The sequence below is a fragment of the Thermus caliditerrae genome, from assembly GCF_021462525.1.
GTDB lineage: Bacteria > Deinococcota > Deinococci > Deinococcales > Thermaceae > Thermus > Thermus caliditerrae.
Map to the genome: position 1 here is coordinate 17,299 of NZ_JAKEDT010000009.1, position 17,351 is coordinate 34,649.

General features: G+C 67.9%; 18 protein-coding genes. 11 read left to right on the forward strand and 7 right to left on the reverse strand.

Going from position 1 to position 17,351, the window contains the following annotated elements; genetic code table 11:
* Positions 1-9: 9 nt before the first annotated feature.
* The 5 genes from L1088_RS06480 to L1088_RS06500 are packed head-to-tail and all read left to right on the forward strand — an operon-like array spanning position 10 to position 2,325.
* Complete coding sequence (locus tag L1088_RS06480; protein WP_038040862.1) at positions 10-348, forward strand: YbjQ family protein; 339 nt, start codon at positions 10-12, stop codon at positions 346-348.
* Positions 348-791 (forward strand): hypothetical protein, encoded by a 444-nt coding sequence (locus tag L1088_RS06485; RefSeq protein ID WP_234554224.1) that lies wholly within the window; start codon positions 348-350, stop codon positions 789-791. The genes L1088_RS06480 and L1088_RS06485 overlap by 1 nt, the downstream gene beginning before the upstream one ends.
* Positions 766-1,362: a MazG family protein gene (locus L1088_RS06490; protein ID WP_234554225.1), complete on the forward strand. Its 597-nt coding sequence runs from the start codon at positions 766-768 to the stop codon at positions 1,360-1,362. The genes L1088_RS06485 and L1088_RS06490 overlap by 26 nt, the downstream gene beginning before the upstream one ends.
* Positions 1,363-1,391: 29 nt before the next feature.
* Positions 1,392-1,862: an NUDIX hydrolase gene (locus L1088_RS06495; protein ID WP_038048682.1), complete on the forward strand. Its 471-nt coding sequence runs from the start codon at positions 1,392-1,394 to the stop codon at positions 1,860-1,862.
* Positions 1,825-2,325, forward strand: coding sequence for a type 1 glutamine amidotransferase domain-containing protein (locus L1088_RS06500; RefSeq protein WP_234554226.1), 501 nt, complete (start codon positions 1,825-1,827; stop codon positions 2,323-2,325). Before L1088_RS06495 ends, L1088_RS06500 begins: the two co-directional genes overlap by 38 nt.
* Here L1088_RS06500 and argB read toward each other — a convergent pair.
* Positions 2,291-3,061, reverse strand: coding sequence for an acetylglutamate kinase (argB, locus tag L1088_RS06505; protein ID WP_234554227.1), 771 nt, complete (start codon positions 3,059-3,061; stop codon positions 2,291-2,293). The genes L1088_RS06500 and argB overlap by 35 nt on opposite strands.
* Positions 3,054-3,545 (reverse strand): hypothetical protein, encoded by a 492-nt coding sequence (locus tag L1088_RS06510; RefSeq protein WP_234554228.1) that lies wholly within the window; start codon positions 3,543-3,545, stop codon positions 3,054-3,056. The genes argB and L1088_RS06510 overlap by 8 nt, the downstream gene beginning before the upstream one ends.
* A 17-nt stretch (positions 3,546-3,562) precedes the next feature.
* Here L1088_RS06510 and dnaX point away from each other — a divergent pair, with 17 nt between their 5' ends.
* From dnaX to L1088_RS06535, 5 genes are all read left to right on the forward strand, one after another.
* On the forward strand, positions 3,563-5,251 hold the full coding sequence (dnaX, locus tag L1088_RS06515) for a DNA polymerase III subunit gamma/tau (RefSeq protein WP_234554229.1): 1,689 nt from the start codon (positions 3,563-3,565) through the stop codon (positions 5,249-5,251).
* 7 nt (positions 5,252-5,258) lie between these two features.
* The gene (locus tag L1088_RS06520) at positions 5,259-5,540 is read left to right on the forward strand and encodes a metal-sensitive transcriptional regulator (RefSeq protein WP_038048692.1); all 282 of its coding nucleotides are present in this window, start codon (positions 5,259-5,261) and stop codon (positions 5,538-5,540) included.
* Positions 5,541-5,545: 5 nt separating this feature from the next.
* Positions 5,546-6,025, forward strand: coding sequence for a hypothetical protein (locus L1088_RS06525; protein ID WP_038048693.1), 480 nt, complete (start codon positions 5,546-5,548; stop codon positions 6,023-6,025).
* Between the two features lie 72 nt (positions 6,026-6,097).
* Complete coding sequence (locus L1088_RS06530; RefSeq protein WP_234554230.1) at positions 6,098-7,951, forward strand: 2-oxoacid:acceptor oxidoreductase subunit alpha; 1,854 nt, start codon at positions 6,098-6,100, stop codon at positions 7,949-7,951.
* A gap of 1 nt (position 7,952) precedes the next feature.
* Positions 7,953-8,867: a 2-oxoacid:ferredoxin oxidoreductase subunit beta gene (locus L1088_RS06535; protein WP_234554231.1), complete on the forward strand. Its 915-nt coding sequence runs from the start codon at positions 7,953-7,955 to the stop codon at positions 8,865-8,867.
* Here L1088_RS06535 and L1088_RS06540 read toward each other — a convergent pair.
* The 3 genes from L1088_RS06540 to L1088_RS06550 are packed head-to-tail and all read right to left on the reverse strand — an operon-like array spanning position 8,864 to position 10,144.
* Complete coding sequence (locus L1088_RS06540) at positions 8,864-9,424, reverse strand: 5-formyltetrahydrofolate cyclo-ligase (RefSeq protein ID WP_234554232.1); 561 nt, start codon at positions 9,422-9,424, stop codon at positions 8,864-8,866. The two genes, L1088_RS06535 and L1088_RS06540, sit on opposite strands and share 4 nt — an antisense overlap.
* Positions 9,421-9,867 (reverse strand): type II toxin-antitoxin system VapC family toxin, encoded by a 447-nt coding sequence (locus L1088_RS06545; protein WP_234554233.1) that lies wholly within the window; start codon positions 9,865-9,867, stop codon positions 9,421-9,423. The genes L1088_RS06540 and L1088_RS06545 overlap by 4 nt, the downstream gene beginning before the upstream one ends.
* Entirely contained in the window at positions 9,842-10,144 is a 303-nt protein-coding gene (locus tag L1088_RS06550) for a type II toxin-antitoxin system Phd/YefM family antitoxin (protein WP_038040844.1), read from the reverse strand. The genes L1088_RS06545 and L1088_RS06550 overlap by 26 nt, the downstream gene beginning before the upstream one ends.
* A 58-nt stretch (positions 10,145-10,202) precedes the next feature.
* Between L1088_RS06550 and dnaE the strand changes: the two genes are divergently transcribed.
* Complete coding sequence (gene dnaE / locus L1088_RS06555) at positions 10,203-15,146, forward strand: DNA polymerase III subunit alpha (RefSeq protein ID WP_234554234.1); 4,944 nt, start codon at positions 10,203-10,205, stop codon at positions 15,144-15,146.
* A gap of 158 nt (positions 15,147-15,304) precedes the next feature.
* Here dnaE and groL read toward each other — a convergent pair whose 3' ends face one another.
* Both groL and groES read right to left on the reverse strand, forming a co-directional pair.
* Positions 15,305-16,936 carry a chaperonin GroEL gene (groL, locus tag L1088_RS06560; protein ID WP_038048704.1) on the reverse strand — a complete coding sequence of 544 codons (1,632 nt, stop codon included), beginning with the start codon at positions 16,934-16,936 and terminating at the stop codon, positions 15,305-15,307.
* A 12-nt stretch (positions 16,937-16,948) separates the two neighbouring features.
* Positions 16,949-17,254 (reverse strand): co-chaperone GroES, encoded by a 306-nt coding sequence (gene groES, locus L1088_RS06565; RefSeq protein ID WP_038049680.1) that lies wholly within the window; start codon positions 17,252-17,254, stop codon positions 16,949-16,951.
* Between the last annotated feature and the right edge of the window lie 97 nt (positions 17,255-17,351).

Sequence of the window (17,351 nt, forward strand, 5' to 3'; positions counted from 1 at the left end):
ATGGGGCGTATGAAGGTCTTGCTCACCACCTTGGACGCGGTGCCGGGCCACCGGGTGGTTCAGGTCCTGGGGGTGGTCAAGGGGAGCACGGTCCGGGCCAAACACTTGGGCAAGGACCTCTTGGCGGGGCTTAGAACCCTGGTGGGAGGGGAGATCCCCGAGTACACGGAGATGCTGCAAGAGGCTCGGGAGCAGGCGGAACAGCGCATGGTGGAAGCGGCCAGGCAGCTTGGCGCCGATGCGGTCTTGGGGGTGCGGTACGCCACGGCCAGCGTCATGGCGGGGGCGGCGGAAATCCTGGCCTACGGGACCGCCGTCCGCCTAGAGCCCTCCAGGGAGCGCCCCTAGTGCGGCTTGCGGCCCTTTTTCTGCTCCTTCCCTTCTTCCTCCAGCTTTTGGGCCTGGGGGATACCCCCTTGGGCGGGGGGCTTTGCGGGGAGGTCTTCCAGGTGCGGGACCCCGCTTTGGCCCTGCAGACCCCCGGCTTCTGGTACGGCCTTCTCTTCATGCTCCTCCTGGCCCTGCAGCTGGGCTACGGCCTGAGCCTGCTCCTTCTGCCCCTCCTGGAGGTCCGCCTGGGCCCGGGGTGGCTCCGGGTGGGGCGGTACCTGGTGGGGGCGCTTGCCCTCCTCTTCCTCCTCACCCGCCTCACCGGCCTTCCTGCTCCTGGGCCTGGGGGATGGGTGCTGGAGCGCGCCCCCCTGGACCTCCTTTCCCTCCTCCTGGTGGGCCTCTCCCTAGCAGGGGGGGCCCTCCTGCGGGAGAATGGGGGGCATGGAACGGCTGCTTGAGGTGATGCGCCGCTTACGGGGCCCCGGGGGCTGCCCCTGGGACCGGGCCCAGACCCATGAGAGCTTGGTCCCTTACCTGCTGGAGGAGGCCAGCGAGGCGGCGGATGCCCTTCTGGCCGGGGATGCCGAGGCGATGGCGGAGGAGCTGGGGGACGTCCTCCTGCAGGTGGCCTTCCACAGCGTCATCGCCGAGGAGGAGGGGCGCTTCACCTACGGGGACGTGGAGCGCCGCATCGTGGAGAAGCTCATCCGCCGCCACCCCCACGTCTTTGGGGACGCCAGGGCCGACACCCCCGAGGAGGTCAAGGCCCGCTGGGAGGTGCTAAAGGCGGAGGAGGGGAAGGAGGAAAAGCCCTGTGGCTTGCCCAAACACCTGCCCACCCTCCTCCGGGCCTACGAGCTCCAGAAGAAGGGGGTGGAAAAGGGCAGTGAGGCGGGGTTAAGGGCCGCGCTGGAACGGGGGGACTTGGAGGAGGCGCTTTGGAACCTGGTGGGGCTTTTCGCCGAGCGGGGCCTGGACCCCGAGAGCGCCTTAAGGCGGCGCTCCCTCAGGGCCTGCCGGGAGGGCTAGACCTCCCCGAGGGCTTCCGCCTGGCGGCGGTGGCCGTGCCCCTTCTGGGGGAAAGCCTCCTCTTCACCCTAAGAAGCCCCCACCTGCCCACCCACGCCGGCCAGGTGAGCTTCCCCGGGGGGGCGGTGGAGCCGGGGGAAACGCCGGTGGAGGCGGCCCTGCGCGAGGCGGCGGAGGAGGTGGGGCTTGAGGGGGTGGAGCCCCTGGGATTCCTTTCCCCCGCCCTCTCCCCCCAGGGCTTCCTGGTCCAGCCGGTGGTGGTCTACCGGGAAGACCTTCCCCCCTTGAGGCCCAGCCCCGAGGAGGTGGCCGAGGTCCTCCTGGCCCCCCTGGAGGAGCTCCTTGCGGTGGCCCCTTGGAGCGAGGTGCGCCTGGGCCGCAGGGTGTGGCACTTCCCCTGGCGGGGGGTGGACATCTGGGGGGTCACGGGGAATATCCTGAGGGAGTTCCTGGAGGTGTGGCGTGGAGCGCATCGGGATCCTCTTGGCGGACCTCTTTGACGAACGGGAGTTCCTCTACCCCTACTACCGGGTGCAGGAGGCGGGCTACACCCCAGTGGTCCTGGGCCCTGAGGCCCGGGAGTACCGGGCCAAGTCGGGCTTCGCCTGGAAGGCGGAGGCAGGCGCCCAGGAGGCCCCAGAGCTTAGGGGCCTCCTCATCCCCGGGGGCTTCGCCCCGGACTACCTGCGCCGGAGCCCCGAGGTGCTTTCCCTGGTGCGGCGGGTGGCGGAGGAGGGCAAGCCCATCGGGGCCATCTGCCATGCGGGCTGGGTGCTGGTGAGCGCCGGGCTGGTGCGGGGGAGAAGGGTCACGGGCTTTTCCTCCATCCGGGACGACCTGGAAAACGCCGGGGGGCTTTACCAGGAGGCGGGGGTGGTGGTGGACGGGAACCTGGTCACCGCCCAGGGGCCTAAAGACCTCCCCGGCTTCATGCGGGCCTTCCTGGACCTCCTTGGAGGCTAAAGCGGGTCCCTGCCTCCCCGGAGAGCACCCTCGCCAAAACGCCCCGTTCCCCCTTGGCGATGGCCGCCCAGGGGGCCCCTGCCTCCAGGGCCCTTAGGGCCGCCTCCACCTTGGGGATCATCCCCCCCTGGACCACGCCCTGGGCCTTGAGGGCCTCCACCTCCTGGGGGGTCAGGCGGGGAAAGCGGGTCTGGGGGTCCTTGGGATCCTTGAGCACCCCCTCCACGTCGGTGAGGAAGACCGCAGGCCACCCTAAGGCCCCGGCCACCGCCCCGGCGGCGGTGTCGGCGTTGACGTTCAAGGGGCCTTCCTCGTCCAGGGCGATGGGGGCCAGGAGGGGGGTATAGCCCTTTTCCAGGAGGTCCAAGAGCAGGTCCACCCCCACCCCCACCACCTCCCCCACCCGCCCGAGCTCCGGCAGGGCCCGGCCCCGGAGGAGGAGGGCATCGCGGCCCGAAAGGGCCAGGGCCCTTCTTCCCCTTTGGGAAAGCCCCTCCGCCAGGCGCTTCCCCGTGAGGTACAGGCTCATCTCCACCGCTTCCATCTGCTCGGGAGGCGTCACCCGCAAGCCCCCCACGAAGCGGCTCTGGAAGCCGAGCCTTTCCAGGAGGGCCCCGATCTCGGGCCCGCCCCCGTGCACCAGGACCAGGGGGCCGGGGTAGCCCGAAAGCTCGTCCAGCAGGGCTTCGGCCCCCCTTAGGCTTCCCCCTACCTTCACCACGAGGGCTTCACTCAAGGTAGACCACCTCCTCGGGCAGGCCTTCCTCCTCCTCGGCCTCGAGGAGGTCCAAGAAGCCCAAGGCAGCGTGGTCGGGGTGGAGGCCGAAGGGGGCTGCCAGGGCCTGAACGGCGCTCACGGGGGGCATGGCCTGGGCCTCCTGGAGCAGGGGGAGAAGGTCTTCGGGGCCCCATAGGGCCTCCCCCAGCTCCGGACCCCGCCTCAGCTCCGCCCGCACCTGGCCCCCTTCCGCCAGGAGGAAGAGGAGGTCCTCCTCCGCCAGGACCAGGAAGGCCAGGGCCTGCCCCAGCTGGGAAAGGGCCTCCAAAAAGGCCCGCACCCCTTTTGGGTCCTCCTGGGCCTCGAGGGCCTCGTGGTAGAGGCTCACCCAGGGGAAGTCCGGCACCAGGTAGACCCCCGCGCCCCCCGTGCGCTCCTGGGCGAAGGCCAGGACCTCCTCCAGGGGGGCCTTCACGTGGAAGGAGAGAAAGCTCCGCACCAAGCCCTATACTAGCCTCTGTGAGCGCCCTCTACCGCCGCGTGCGCCCCCTCACCTTCGCCGAGGTGGTGGGCCAGGAGCACGTGAAGGAGCCCCTCATGCGGGCCATCCGGGAGGGGCGGCTGGCCCAGGCCTACCTCTTCTCCGGGCCCCGGGGGGTGGGGAAGACCACCACCGCCCGGCTTCTGGCCATGGCCGTGGGGTGCCAGGGGGAGGGGGAGCGCCCCTGCGGGGTCTGCGCTCACTGCCAGGCGGTGCAACGGGGGGCCCACCCCGACGTGGTGGAGATCGACGCCGCCAGCAACAACTCGGTGGAGGACGTGCGCGAGCTCCGCGAGCGCATTCAGCTCGCTCCCCTTTCCGCCCCCAGGAAGGTCTTCATCCTGGACGAGGCTCACATGCTCTCCAAGAGCGCCTTCAACGCCCTCCTCAAGACCCTGGAGGAGCCCCCGTCCCACGTGCTCTTCGTCTTCGCCACCACCGAGCCCGAGAGGATGCCCCCCACCATCCTCTCCCGCACCCAGCACTACCGCTTCCGCCGCCTGAAGGAGGAGGAGATCGCCGCCAAGCTGGCCCGCATCCTGGAGGGCCTGGGGCGGCAGGCGGAGGCGGAGGCCCTCCTCCTGGTGGCCCGGCTGGCGGACGGGGCCATGCGGGATGCGGAAAGCCTCTTGGACCGCCTCCTCCTCCTGGAAGACCCCCTTACCCGGGAGAAGGTGGAAGGGGCCTTGGGCCTCCCCCCCAAGGAGGCCCTCTTCCGCCTGGCGGAAGACCTCCTGGGGGGGAGGCTCAAGGAGGCCCTGGAGGTGGCCCGGCGGCTTTACGGGCAGGGCTTCGCCCCTAGGAGCTTGGTGGGGGGGCTGATGGAGGTTCTGCGGGAGGCCCTCTACGCCGCCCACGGCCTCCCGGGAAGGGCCCTCCCTGCCCCCCCCGAGGTCCTTCTCGCTGCCCTCGCCGCCTTGGACGAGTCCCTGGAGCGCCTGTCCCGGCGCTCGGACCTCCTAGCCCTGGAGGTGGCCCTCCTGGGGTGCCTGCCCGCCGGGGCCAAGGGTGCTGCCGCCCTGGCCCAGCCCCCCTCCCCCGAGCCGGCGCCCCTGCCGGAGTTTGACCCCCTGGCGCCTCTTCCTTCCCGGCCCCCGGCGGGCCAGCCGGGCAGGGAGGCCGAAGGCCCGAAGGCCCCCCCCCAGGCCGACCTTTCCGGTTCCTGGCGGGCTTTCTTGGAGGCCTTGAAGCCCACCCTCCGGGCCTTCGTGCGGGAGGCGAGGCCCAGCCTCGAGGGCGCCACCTTGGTCCTGCGCTTCCCCGAGAACAAGGCCTTCCACCACAAGAAGGCCGAGGAGCAAAAGGCCGCCCTTCTGCCCCTGGCCCGGGGCCACTTCGGCGTGGAGGAGCTGGCCTTCGTCCTAGAAAAAAAAACGCTGGGCCCTAGCCCGGCCCCGGCTTCCCCGCCGGGCCTCGAGGCTCCTAAAGCCAATCCCAAGCCGCTTCCGCCGGATCCTACCCCGCCCCAGGAAGCCCCCCCCTGGGAACCCCTTTGGGAGGAACCTGGGGTAGGTTTGGCGGAGGAGGACCCGGAGGAGGACCCCGGCCAGCGCCTCGCCCAGATCGCCCGCCTTTTGGGGGCTAGGCTTCTTTGGGTGCGGCGGCCCAGGGTTCAGGAGGCGGAAGAACCCGTGAGCGAGGATGAAATAGGGGGTACTGGTATATAATGCCCCCATGACCAGGACCACCGAACTAGGCCAAGAAACCGTGGAGAACATCCTGAAGCGGCTACGGCGCATTGAGGGGCAGGTCCGGGGCCTGCAGAAAATGGTGGCCGAGGGGCGTCCCTGCGACGAGGTCCTCACCCAGATGACCGCCACCAAGAAGGCCATGGAGGCGGCAGCCACCCTCATCCTCCACGAGTTCCTGAACGTTTGCGCCACGGAGGTTTCCGAGGGCAAGGCGGACCCCAAGAAGCCCGAGGAGATCGCCACCATGCTCAAGAAGTTCATCTGAAGCGCTTGGCACCCGCGAGGAAGCTCAGGCAAAGGCTGCTCCGCCTGTTCCACGCCTTCTTTCCCCCGGGGGAGGCTCCAGACGACGCCTTCGCCCTAGCCTTTCTGGAGGGAGAGGAGCGGGCCCTGTACCTGGCCATGGACCCGAGGGACCGGGCCCATGGGGTGCGGGTGGCCAGGAGGCTTCTCCAGAACCACCCGGAGGCCCCCGCCTTTGCCGTGCGGGCGGCCCTCCTGCATGACGCCGGCAAGGCCCTAAGGCCCTACCGCCCCCTGGAGCGGGTGCTCACCGGGCTTTGGGCTCCCCCTGTGCCCCCTCACCCCTTGCGGGGTGGGCTCCTGGGGGCCTTCCAGGTGCGCCGCCACCACCCCCTCTATGCGGCAGAGCGCATAGAGGACCCTCGGGTGCGGGCCCTGGTCCTGGAGCACCACTGCCCCAAGAGCCTTTGGGGAAAACGGCTCCACCAGGCGGACCAGGAGGAGTGAAGCCTTTGGGCAAATGCCCCTAGCCAACGCGGGCCCTTAAGGAGTAGGGTATCGGAGAACGGAGGAGGGCTTATGGATGATTTCACCTGGCGCGTGGGCGGCCCCCAAGGGGGCGGCATAGAGACGGCGGCCACCTTGTTCGCCCGGGCGGTGGGCAAGGGTGGCTGGTGGGTGGCCACCAAGCGGGAGTACCACTCCAACATCATGGGGCGGCACTCCTACCTGGACGTGCGGCTCTCGCGAAAACCCGTGGAGGCCTTCCGAGAAAGGGTGGAGATGCTGGTGGCCCTGGACGGGGAGACCCTGGCCCGCCACCTGGACCAGGTGCGCCCTGGGGGAGCGCTCCTTTACGACCCCAAGGTGCTGGACCTTACGGTGCACAAGCTCCCCATGCTGGATCACCGGGTGGCGGACGCCCTCTCGGAGCGCTTCGGCAAGCTGGACCCAAGCCTGAAGGACCTCCTGCAGGCCTACGTGGAAGCGGGGGTCCAGCCCCTGCCCTACCCCTTTGAGGAGGTGGCGGACCGCATCGGGGCGGAGCTGGGCGTCCCTTCCCTGCAGGCCCGGCGCACCCTGAACACCATCGCCGTGGCGGCGAGCCTCCACTTCCTGGGTTTCCCCCTGGAGCCCCTCTTGGAGGCTCTGGCCCTGCAGTTTAGGGGCAAGGTGCTGGAGCTGAACCAGGAGGTGGCCAAGGCGGTGTACCGGGAGGAGGTGCCCAAGCTTCCCTTCCAGCTTCACCTGAACGGCTATGAGCCGGGCCGGGTCTACCTCACCGGGGCCCAGGCCGCCGCCTTGGGGAAGCTGGCCGGGGGCCTTCGCTTCCAGACCTACTACCCCATCAGCCCGGCCACCGACGAGTCCACCTACCTCGAGGCCCACACCGCCTTCCAGGGGGCGGACGTGGCCGTGGTCCAGACCGAGGACGAGATCGCCGCGGTGACCATGGCCGTGGGTGCCGCCCTCACCGGGGCCAAGGCCGCCACCGCCACCAGCGGCCCCGGCTTCAGCCTCATGGCCGAGGGCATGGGCTTTGCCGGCATGATCGAGGCCCCCTTGGTGGTGACCCTCTACCAGCGGGGCGGACCTTCTACCGGCCTTCCCACCCGCACGGAGCAAGGGGACCTGATGTTCGCCCTAAGGGGCGGGCACGGGGAGTACCCCCGGCTGGTCCTGGCCTCGGGGGATATTCTGGACGCCTTCTTGGACGCCCAGAAGGCCCTGGCCTGGGCCTGGCGCTACCAGACGGTGGTGGTGCACCTGGTGGACAAGTTCCTGGCCTCCATGGCCCAAAGCCTCCCCAAGGAGGCCTTGCGGGTGCTCCAGCTGGATGGGGAACGGCGCCTTGCGCCCAGGCAGGAGGGGTTTGGCCCCTACGAGCGCTACGCCCCTTCCGAGGACGGCATCTCTCCCTTCATCCCCATCGGTACCCCCGGGGGCTTCTACTGGATGACCTCGGACGAGCACGACCTCGTGGGCCACATCACCGAGGACATCCCCCTGCGGGAATACCAGATGGAAAAGCGGATGCAAAAGCTCAAGACCGCCCAGGAGGAGATCCTCCTCGAGGACCAGTACACCCTTTACCGGGATGGGGAGGTGCTGGTCCTGGGCTGGGGCACGGTGAAGGGCACCCTCCTGGAGGCCTTGGACCACCTGCCCGGGGTGGGGTATCTGCACCTTAGGCTCCTCTGGCCCTTCCCCAAGATCGCCCACCTCCTGGAGGGGAAGCGGCTCGTCACCGTGGAGCACAACTACTCGGGGCAGCTGGCCGATTTGGTGCAGCAGGAAACCCTGAAACGGGTCCACCACCGTGTGGTCAAGTACAACGGCCGCCCCTTCACCCTGGACGAGGTGGTGGAGGCTTTGAAGAAGGTGCTTGCCAAGGAGGCGCCGGAGCGCCTGGTCCTCAGGAAAGGAGTCTAAGATGCTGGAGCTCAAGCTGGCCGATTACAAGGCGGAGAAGCAGCCGGACTGGTGCCCGGGCTGCGGGGACTACGGGATCCTCTCCGCCCTGCAGATGGCTCTTTTTGAACTGAAGAAGGACCCTAGCCAGACGGCGGTCTTCTCTGGGATTGGCTGCTCGGCCAAAACCCCCCACTACCTCAACCTCTACGGGGTCCACACCCTCCATGGCCGCGTGCTGCCCACCGCCCAGGGGGCCAAGCTGGCCAACCCCCACCTCACGGTGGTGGCGGTGGGCGGGGACGGGGACGGCCTCGGGATCGGGGCCGGGCACTTCGTGGCCGCGGGGCGGAGGAACGTGGACATGCTCTACATCCTCTACGACAACGAGGTCTACGGCCTCACCAAAGGGCAGGCCGGGCCCACCCTGGGCTTCGGGGAGAAGACCAAAAGCCTCCCCAAGCCCAACCCCCAAGGGCGCATCAACCCCCTTCTCCTGGCCTTTGCCTCCGGCTACACCTGGATCGCCCGCGGCTACGCCTACGACGTGAAGGGCCTGAAGGAGCTCATCAAGGAGGGCCTCGAGCACAAGGGCCTGGCCTTCCTCCACGTCCTTCAGCCCTGCCCCACCTACAACGACCTGCACACCAAGGAGTGGTTCGCTCCCAGGCTCTACAAGCTCCAGGATGAGGGGTACGATCCGTATGTTCCCGAGGGGCTTCCCCCAGAGGAGTTGGACAGGAAGATGGCGCAATTCCAGGAAAAGGCCGCAGAATGGGGAGAAAGGATTCCCATAGGGGTTTTCTGGAAGGCGGAGGTGCCCACCTTTGAGGAGCGCCTCAAGGCCTACCTCCCCCGCTACCCCGAGGTCTACCCCGCCCTGGGGCAGCGGGAGCCCTTGGACCTCGAGGGGCTCCTGAAGGAGTTCGCCCTCTAGGGCCGGATGAGCCGCTGGGGGGTGGCGATCAGGTCCACCCGGCGCTCCGGCTCCACGGGGAGCTTGGGGTAGACCATGAGGGCGTGGGCCAGGGTGGCGAAGGGGGCTTCCACCCGTAGCCAGCCTTGAGGGAAGCCGTAGCCCTTCCCCACCCACCCCCCTTCCTCGTCCACGGCCACGGCCCCGATGAGGACCAGGTCGATGGGCTGGGCGGCGAGGTCCACCTTCACCCCGTGGCGGTAGGCCTCCCGCACCCGCTTGAGCCGCCTGGGGTCCACGTCCTTGAGGAGGAGAAACTCCCCCGGGCGGTCGGGGTGGGGGAGGAGAAGGGCCTTGCCTGCCTTTAAGGCCTCCTCCCTTAGGGGCTTTAAGACGGCGTCCATCCCTGCCAGGATCAGCCTGGCCCTTTGGAACTCCGGCGTGCGGAGGAGGTGCGCCGCCGCCCGCTTGGCCCCCAGGAAGTTGGGATGGTGGCCGTGGGGGGGTGTGGGGTGGAGGGCCAAGTCGTAGCGGGCCAAGGCGTTCCAGACCTCTTCCCGAAGCTCGCCGAGGGTCATGGGGTTAGGAGGTGGAGGGAAACCGCGGGCAAAAGGCCTTTGGCCTGGGCCTCTAAAGCCCTTTGGTAAAGCCTCCGGTCCGCTGTCCAGAAGGGGGCGGCAAGGCCTTCGGCCAGAGCCAGGTAGTGGGCGTCGTAGGCCGCCCCTAGCCCCAGCTCGTGGCCGAGCTCCAGGGCCCGGGTGTGGACCCAAGGCTCCTGGAAGTACCGCAACCCTAGGCGCAGGACTTGGCGCCAAAGGGTCTGGGCCTCCCCCAGGGTCATCTCCCCGGAGCGGGCGTAGCGGTAAAGGGCATTGGCCGACTCGTACAGGGCCAGGCTAGGGAGGGCCAGCTCCAGGCCCTGGGTCTTCCACTCCCGATAGCGCTGGACGGCGGGCGCCTTTTCCGAGTCCGCCAGGAGAAGGCGTACCAGGACGCTAGCGTCCAGGACCAAGAAGCTCACGGTCACGCTCCTCCCGCATGGCTCCGATCACCTCTTCCGGCGGCGTGAGGGGTCTTCCCAGGCGCTCCCGGATGCCCCGGTTTACGCTCAGGATAAGCCCCAAGGGGTCCTCCCCTTCCCCCTTCAGGCGCTCGTAGGCCTCGGGGGAGAGGATGACCGCCAAGGGCTTGCCCCGCCCCTCCACCAGGATCACCTCCCCTTCCCCCACCCGCCGGAGCACCTCCCCAAAGTGCACCCGGGCCTCGGTGGCGCTGAGCCTGCGCTTTTGATGCATCATTGCATGGATTAGTTTATTCCCGCGGGAGGCCAGCCGCAAGCGTAAGCTGGTAAAACCTATGGGCTCTAGGCCAAAGTTCGCCCACCTGCACCAGCACACCCAGTTCTCTCTCCTGGACGGGGCGGCCAAGCTTTCGGACCTCCTCAAGTGGGTGAAGGAGGTTTCCCCCGAGGACCCCGCCCTGGCCATCACCGACCACGGCAACCTCTTTGGCGCTGTGGAGTTCTACAAGAAGGCCACGGCCATGGGGGTGAAGCCCATCATCGGCTACGAGGCCTACGTGGCCGCGGAAAGCCGCTACGACCGCAAGCGGGGCAAGGGCCTGGACGGGGGCTACTTCCACCTCACCCTTCTCGCCAAGGACTTCACGGGCTACCAGAACCTGGTGCGCCTGGCGAGCCGGGCCTACCTGGAGGGGTTTTACGAAAAACCCCGCATTGACCGGGAGATTCTGAAGGAGCATTCAGAGGGACTTATCGCCCTCTCCGGCTGCCTGGGGGCGGAGATCCCCCAGTTCATCCTGCAAGACCGCCTGGACCTGGCCGAGAGGAGGCTCAACGAGTATTTGGCCATCTTCGGCGATCGCTTCTTCATTGAAATTCAAAACCACGGCCTGCCGGAGCAGAAGAAGGTGAACGAGGTCCTCCGAGAGTTTGCCCGGAAGTACGGCCTGGGGATGGTGGCCACCAACGACGGCCACTACGTGCGCAAGGAGGACGCCCGGGCCCACGAGGTGCTCCTGGCCATCCAGTCCAAGAGCACCCTGGACGACCCCGAGCGCTGGCGCTTCCCCTGCGACGAGTTCTACGTGAAGACCCCGGAGGAGATGCGGGCCATGCTCCCAAAGGAGGAGTGGGGGGACGAGCCCTTCGACAACACGGTGGAGATCGCCCGCATGTGCAATGTGGACCTGCCCATCGGGGACAAGATGACCTACCGCATCCCCCGCTTCCCTCTCCCCAAGGGCCGCACCGAGGCCCAGTACCTGCGGGAGCTCACCTTCAAGGGGCTCCTTGGGCGCTACCCCGACCGCATCACCGAGGACTTTTACCGGGAGGTCTTCCGGCGGCTGGGCAAGATGCCCCCCCACGGGGACGGGGCGGCCTTGGCGGCGAGCCTGGCCCAGGTGGAGCAGGCCGCCTGGGAGGGGTTGTTGCGGGAGCTACCCCCTTTGGAAGGGGTAAGGGAGTGGACGGCGGAGGCCATCCTCCACCGGGCGCTGTACGAGCTTGCCATCATCGAGCGCATGGGCTTTCCCGGGTACTTCCTCATCGTCCAGGACTACATCAACTGGGCCAAGGGGAACGACGTCTCCGTGGGGCCCGGGCGCGGTTCCGCCGCGGGGAGCCTGGTGGCCTATGCCGTGGGCATCACCAACATCGACCCCCTGCGCTTCGGCCTCCTCTTCGAGCGCTTCCTGAACCCGGAGCGGGTCTCCATGCCGGACATCGACACCGACTTCTCTGACCAGAAGCGGGACCGGGTGATCGAGTACGTGCGGAAGCGCTATGGGGAGGACAAGGTGGCCCAGATCGGCACCTTCGGGAGCCTGGCCTCCAAGGCCGCCTTGAAGGACGTGGCCCGGGTCTACGGCATCCCCCACAAGAAGGCGGAGGAGCTGGCCAAGCTGATTCCCGTGCAGTTCGGCAAGCCCAAGCCCCTGGCCGAGGCCATAGAGCTGGTGCCGGAGCTAAAGGCGGAGATGGAGAAGGACCCCAAGGTGCGGGAGGTGATTGAGGTGGCCATGCGCCTGGAGGGCCTGAACCGCCACGCTTCCGTGCACGCCGCCGGGGTGGTGATCGCCCAAGAGCCCCTCACCGATCTGGTGCCCCTCATGCGGGACGCCGAGGGGCGGACCGTGACCCAGTACGAGATGGGGGCGGTGGAGGCCCTGGGCCTTTTGAAAATGGACTTCTTGGGCCTGCGCACCCTCACCTTCCTGGACGAGGCCAAGAAGATCGTGAAGGACTCCAAAGGGGTGGAGCTGGACTACGACCGGCTTCCCCTGGACGACCCCAAGACCTTTGAGCTCCTCGCCCGGGGGGAGACCAAGGGGGTGTTCCAGCTGGAGTCCGGGGGGATGACGAACACGGTGCGGGGGCTGAAGCCCAGGCGCCTCGAGGACATCATCGCCCTGGTCTCCCTCTACCGCCCTGGGCCCATGGAGCACATTCCCACCTACATCCGCCGCCACCACGGGCAGGAGCCCGTGAGCTACGTGGAGTTCCCCCACGCGGAGAAGTACCTGAGGCCCATCCTGGATGAGACCTACGGTATCCCCGTCTACCAGGAGCAGATCATGCAGATCGCCTCCGCAGTGGCCGGGTACTCCCTGGGGGAGGCGGACCTCCTCCGCCGCGCCATGGGCAAGAAGAAGGTGGAGGAGATGCAGAAGCACCGGGAGCGCTTCGTGCGGGGGGCCAGGGAGCGGGGCGTGCCCGAGGAGGAGGCCAACCGGCTTTTTGACATGCTGGAGGCCTTCGCCAACTACGGCTTCAACAAGTGCCTTCCGGGAAGGGCCAGGGTGGTGGACTTCCGCACGGGGAAACCCGTGCCCATTGAGGCCATCGTCCGGGGGGAGGCCCAAGGCGTCTGGGTGGCCTCCCTGGACGAAAGGACTTTGCGCCTGGTGCCGAGGCCGGTGGTGGCGGCCTTTTCCAGCGGGAAGGCCCAGGTGTATCGCCTACGCACCGCCACGGGCCGGGTCCTCGAGGCCACCGCCAACCACCCCCTCTACACCCCGGAGGGTTGGCGGGAGTTGGGTGCCCTTCGCCCAGGAGACTTCGTGGCCCTGCCCAGGCACCTTCCTTACCAGCCTTCAGAGGACCTGAAGCCCCATGAGCTGGACCTTCTGGGCTTTGCCCTTAGCGAGGGAAACCTCCGCCATCCCTCCGGCTTTTACCTTTACACCTCCTCGGAGGAAGAGCTGGCCGCTATGGAAGAGGCCCTGGCGGGCTTTGCCAACACCCGCACCCGGGTGGCCTGGCGCCGGGGGGTGGCCCACATCTACGTGGGCCGGTGGGACCGCAAGGTTCCCTCGGAGGCGGAAGCCTTCTTGAAGGAGATGGGGCTTTTGGGGCTTGCTGCCAAGGACAAGCACCTTCCCGAAAAGGTTTTTGGCCTTTCCCAGGAAGGGGTGGCCCGGTTTCTTGGACGCCTGTGGGTGGGGGATGGCGGGGTAGACGCCAAGGGTAGGCTCATCCATTACGCCACGGCCTCTGAGGCCCTGGCCCGGGGGGTCCAGCACCTGCTCCTCCGCTTGGGCTTGCAAAGCCGTCTGGTGGAGAAACGCTTTCCCTATAGAGGGGGTCGGCAAGGATACGTGGTCTATCTCCTGGGGGGCCTCGAGGCCGCCCGTCGGTTTGCGGAAACCCTGGGGCCTTACCTCCTCGGCAAGCGAAAGCGCGATCTCCAGGCCCTCCTTGCCTCTTGGGAGGAGGCGGGCCGCAGCACCAAGGACCTGCTCCCCATGGCCTTCTTACCCCTCGTGCGCCAGGCGGTGGCCGAGGCTTCTCAGGGAAAGGAGAGGGCTTTCTTGGAGGCCGCAGGCTTCGCCCAGGGCCTTTTGCGCCCCGGGAAAGGGCGGAGGGGGCTTTCCCGGACCACAGCAGAGCGCCTGGCGGCCCTCACGGGAAGCTTAGCCCTCTTGCGCTTGGCCCAGGCCGAGGTCTACTGGGACCGGGTAGAGGCCATAGAGCCCTTGGGGGTGGAGGAGGTCTTCGACCTCACTGTGGAAGGCACGCATACCTTCGTGGCGGAGGACGTGATCGTGCACAACTCCCACGCCGCTGCCTACAGCCTCCTCTCCTACCAGACTGCCTACGTGAAGGCCCACTACCCGGTGGAGTTCATGGCCGCCCTCCTCACCGTGGAGCGCCACGACTCCGACAAGGTGGCGGAGTACATCCGCGACGCCCGGGCCATGGGCATTGCTGTCCTTCCGCCGGACATCAACCGCTCGGGCTTCGACTTCAAGGTGGTGGGGGAAGAGATCCTCTTTGGCCTCTCCGCGGTGAAAAACGTGGGGGAAGGCGCCGCTAGGGCCATCCTGGAGGAGAGGGAGCGGGGGGGGCGCTTCAGGAGTCTGGGGGACTTCCTGAAGCGCCTGGACGAGAAGGTGGTGAACAAGCGCACCCTGGAGTCCTTGGTCAAGGCGGGGGCCTTTGACGCCTTCGGTGACCGGGCCCGGCTCCTGGCCTCCCTGGAGCCTCTCCTTAGGTGGGCGGCGGAGCGCCGGGAGCGGGATCGCTCGGGGATGATGGGCCTCTTCGCCGAGGTGGAGGAACCTCCCTTGGTGGAGGCCGAGCCCTTGGACGAGATCACCCGCCTGCGCTACGAAAAAGAGGCCCTGGGGATCTACGTTTCCGGCCATCCGGTGTTGCGCTACCCTGGGCTTCGGGAGGTGGCGAGCTGCCCCCTGGCCGAACTCCCCCACTTCGCCCGCGACCTCCCGCCCCGCGCCCGGGTGCTCCTTTCCGGCATGGTGGAGGAGGTGGTGCGCAAGCCCACGAGGAGCGGGGGCATGATGGCCCGCTTCATGCTCTCCGATGAGACCGGGGCCTTGGAGGCAGTGGTTTTTGGCCGGGCCTACGAGGGGGTTTCCCCCAAGCTCAAGGAGGACACCCCCCTTCTGGTCCTGGCGGAGGTGGAGCGGGAGGAGGGGGGGCTTAGGGTCATCGCCCAGGCGGTCTGGACCTACGAGGAGGTGGCCGAGGCTCCTAAGGCCCTGGAGGTGGAGGTGGACCACGCTCTTTTGGACGAAGCGGGTGTGGCCCTCCTAAAGAGCCTTCTGGACGAGTACCCCGGGACCCTTCCCCTTTACCTCAGGGTGCAGGGGCCTTTTGGTGAGGCCATCCTCTCCTTGCGGGAAACCCGGGTGGGGGAAGGAGCGCTGGAGGCCCTCGAGGCCGAGGGCTTCCGGGCCTACCCCGTGCCCGACCGGGAGGCCTTCTTGCAGGGGAACGGGGGGAACGGGGGCAAGGAGGAGGCGGTGCCCTTCTAAGCATCCGCACGCAAAGGTTGCCCCATCGGCCAAAGCCAAAGCGGCGTACTCATGGCCTCTTTGGGGCCCCCCCCCCCCNAACCCCCTCAGGGCCAAAGCCGGGAAGCCGCAAAGGTAAAAGGGCCTGGCACCGGCCAGGCCCTTCGCCCTAGGTGGGCTTAGAAGTCCATGTCCCCGGCGCCCGCGGGGGCGGGGGTGGACTCCTTCTTCTCGGGCTTCTCCGCCACCACCGCCTCGGTGGTGAGGATGAGGGAGCCGATGGAGGCCGCGTTCTGCAGGGCGGAGCGGGTCACCTTGGCGGGGTCCACGATGCCCGCCTCCACCATGTCCACGTACTCCCCGGTGGCGGCGTTGAAGCCCAGGCGGAGGTTCTTGGCCTCGGAGAGGATCTTCTGGACCACCACGGAGCCCTCGTAGCCGGCGTTCTCGGCGATCTGACGGGCAGGCTCCTCCAGGGCCCGGCGCACGATCTTAGCCCCAGTGGCCTCGTCCCCCTCCAGCTTCTTAAGGAGCTCGTCCACGGCGCTGATGGCCCGGAGGAGGGTCACGCCGCCGCCCGGCACGATGCCCTCCTCCACCGCCGCCCGGGTGGCGGAGAGGGCGTCCTCAAAGCGGTGCTTCTTCTCCTTGAGCTCGGTCTCGGTGGCGGCGCCCACCCGGATCACGGCCACACCGCCCGCCAGCTTGGCCAGGCGCTCCTGGAGCTTCTCCTTGGCGTACTCGCTGTCGGTGGTCTCCAGCTCCTTCTTGATGGCGTTGATCCGGGCCTCGATGTCCTCCTTCTTGCCCTTGCCGCCCACGATGGTGGTCTCGTCCTTGGTGATGCGCACCCGCTCGGCCCGGCCCAGCATGGAGAGGGTGGCGTTCTCCAGCTTGAAGCCGAGCTCCTCGGAGATGACGGTGCCGCCCGTGACCGCGGCGATGTCCTTCAGCATCTCCTTGCGGCGGTCGCCGAAGCCGGGGGCCTTCACCGCGGCCACGTTCAGGGTGCCCCGGAGCTTGTTCACCACCAGGGTGGCCAGGGCCTCGCCCTCCACGTCCTCGGCGATGAGGAGGAGGGGCTTGCCGGTCTGGGCCACCTGCTCCAGCACCGGGAGGAGCTCACGCACGTTGGAGACCTTCTTCTCCACGATGAGGATGAAGGCGTCCTCGAGGACCGCCTCCATGGTGTCGGGGCTGGTGATGAAGTAGGGGGAGATGTACCCCTTGTCGAACTGGTACCCCTCCACGAACTTGAGCTCGGTCTCCAGGCTCTTGGACTCCTCAACGGTGATGATGCCTTCCTTCCCCACCTTCTCCATGGCGTCGGCGATCAGCTTGCCGACGTCGGGGTCGTTGGCGGAGATGGTGGCCACCTCCTCGATGGCCTTGCGGTCCTCCACGGGGATGGCCAGGGAGCGGATCTTCTCCACCGCGGCCTCTACCGCCTTCTCGATGCCCCGCTTGAGGGCCAGGGGATTGGCGCCGGCGGCCACGTTCTTCAGGCCCTCCCGCACGATGGCCTGGGCCAAGACGGTGGCGGTGGTGGTGCCGTCACCGGCCACGTCGTTGGTCTTGGAGGCCACCTCCTTGAGGAGCTGGGCCCCGATGTTCTCCAGGTGGTTCTCCAGCTCGATCTCCTTGGCCACCGTCACCCCGTCCTTGGTGATGGTGGGGGAGCCGAACTTCTTCTCCAGGACCACGTTCCGGCCCCGGGGGCCAAGGGTCACCTTCACCGCGTCGGCCACAGCGTTCACGCCGCGCTCCAGCGCCCGGCGGGCCGCTTCGTCAAACACTAGGACTTTCGCCATACCCTACCTCCCTTACCCAAGGATCGCCAAGAGGTCGCGCTCGGAGAGGATCACGTACTCCTCGCCGTCGATCTCGATCTCGGTGCCGCCGTACTTGGCGAAGACCACGATGTCCCCCTCCTTGACCTCGAGGGGCACCTTCTGCCCGTTCTCCAGAACGCGGCCCGAGCCCACCGCGATCACCTTGCCCTTTTGGGGCTTTTCCTTGGCGGTGTCGGGGAGCACGATGCCGCCCTTGGTCTTGGGCTCCTCTTCGATCCGCTTTACCACAACCCGGTCGCCTAGGGGCTTGATCACGGTCTTCACCTCCGCAGCCATCTTCACTCCCTCCTTTGACGCTCAAAGGGCGAGAGTGTCAAACCGAGGCTTATTATTTGACCCCCACGCCCTTCTGTCAAGGGGGTTGAGGGAGGTC

Coding starts and splice junctions, on each gene's coding strand:
- groL (WP_038048704.1), bottom strand. CDS start 16,936: ATGGCGAAAGTCCTAGTGTTTGACGAAGCGGCCCGCCGGGCGCTGGAG.
- L1088_RS06520 (WP_038048692.1), top strand. CDS start 5,259: ATGACCAGGACCACCGAACTAGGCCAAGAAACCGTGGAGAACATCCTG.
- L1088_RS06490 (WP_234554225.1), top strand. CDS start 766: ATGGGGGGCATGGAACGGCTGCTTGAGGTGATGCGCCGCTTACGGGGC.
- L1088_RS06530 (WP_234554230.1), top strand. CDS start 6,098: ATGGATGATTTCACCTGGCGCGTGGGCGGCCCCCAAGGGGGCGGCATA.
- L1088_RS06535 (WP_234554231.1), top strand. CDS start 7,953: ATGCTGGAGCTCAAGCTGGCCGATTACAAGGCGGAGAAGCAGCCGGAC.
- L1088_RS06540 (WP_234554232.1), bottom strand. CDS start 9,424: ATGACCCTCGGCGAGCTTCGGGAAGAGGTCTGGAACGCCTTGGCCCGC.
- groES (WP_038049680.1), bottom strand. CDS start 17,254: ATGGCTGCGGAGGTGAAGACCGTGATCAAGCCCCTAGGCGACCGGGTT.
- L1088_RS06480 (WP_038040862.1), top strand. CDS start 10: ATGAAGGTCTTGCTCACCACCTTGGACGCGGTGCCGGGCCACCGGGTG.
- L1088_RS06550 (WP_038040844.1), bottom strand. CDS start 10,144: ATGATGCATCAAAAGCGCAGGCTCAGCGCCACCGAGGCCCGGGTGCAC.
- dnaE (WP_234554234.1), top strand. CDS start 10,203: ATGGGCTCTAGGCCAAAGTTCGCCCACCTGCACCAGCACACCCAGTTC.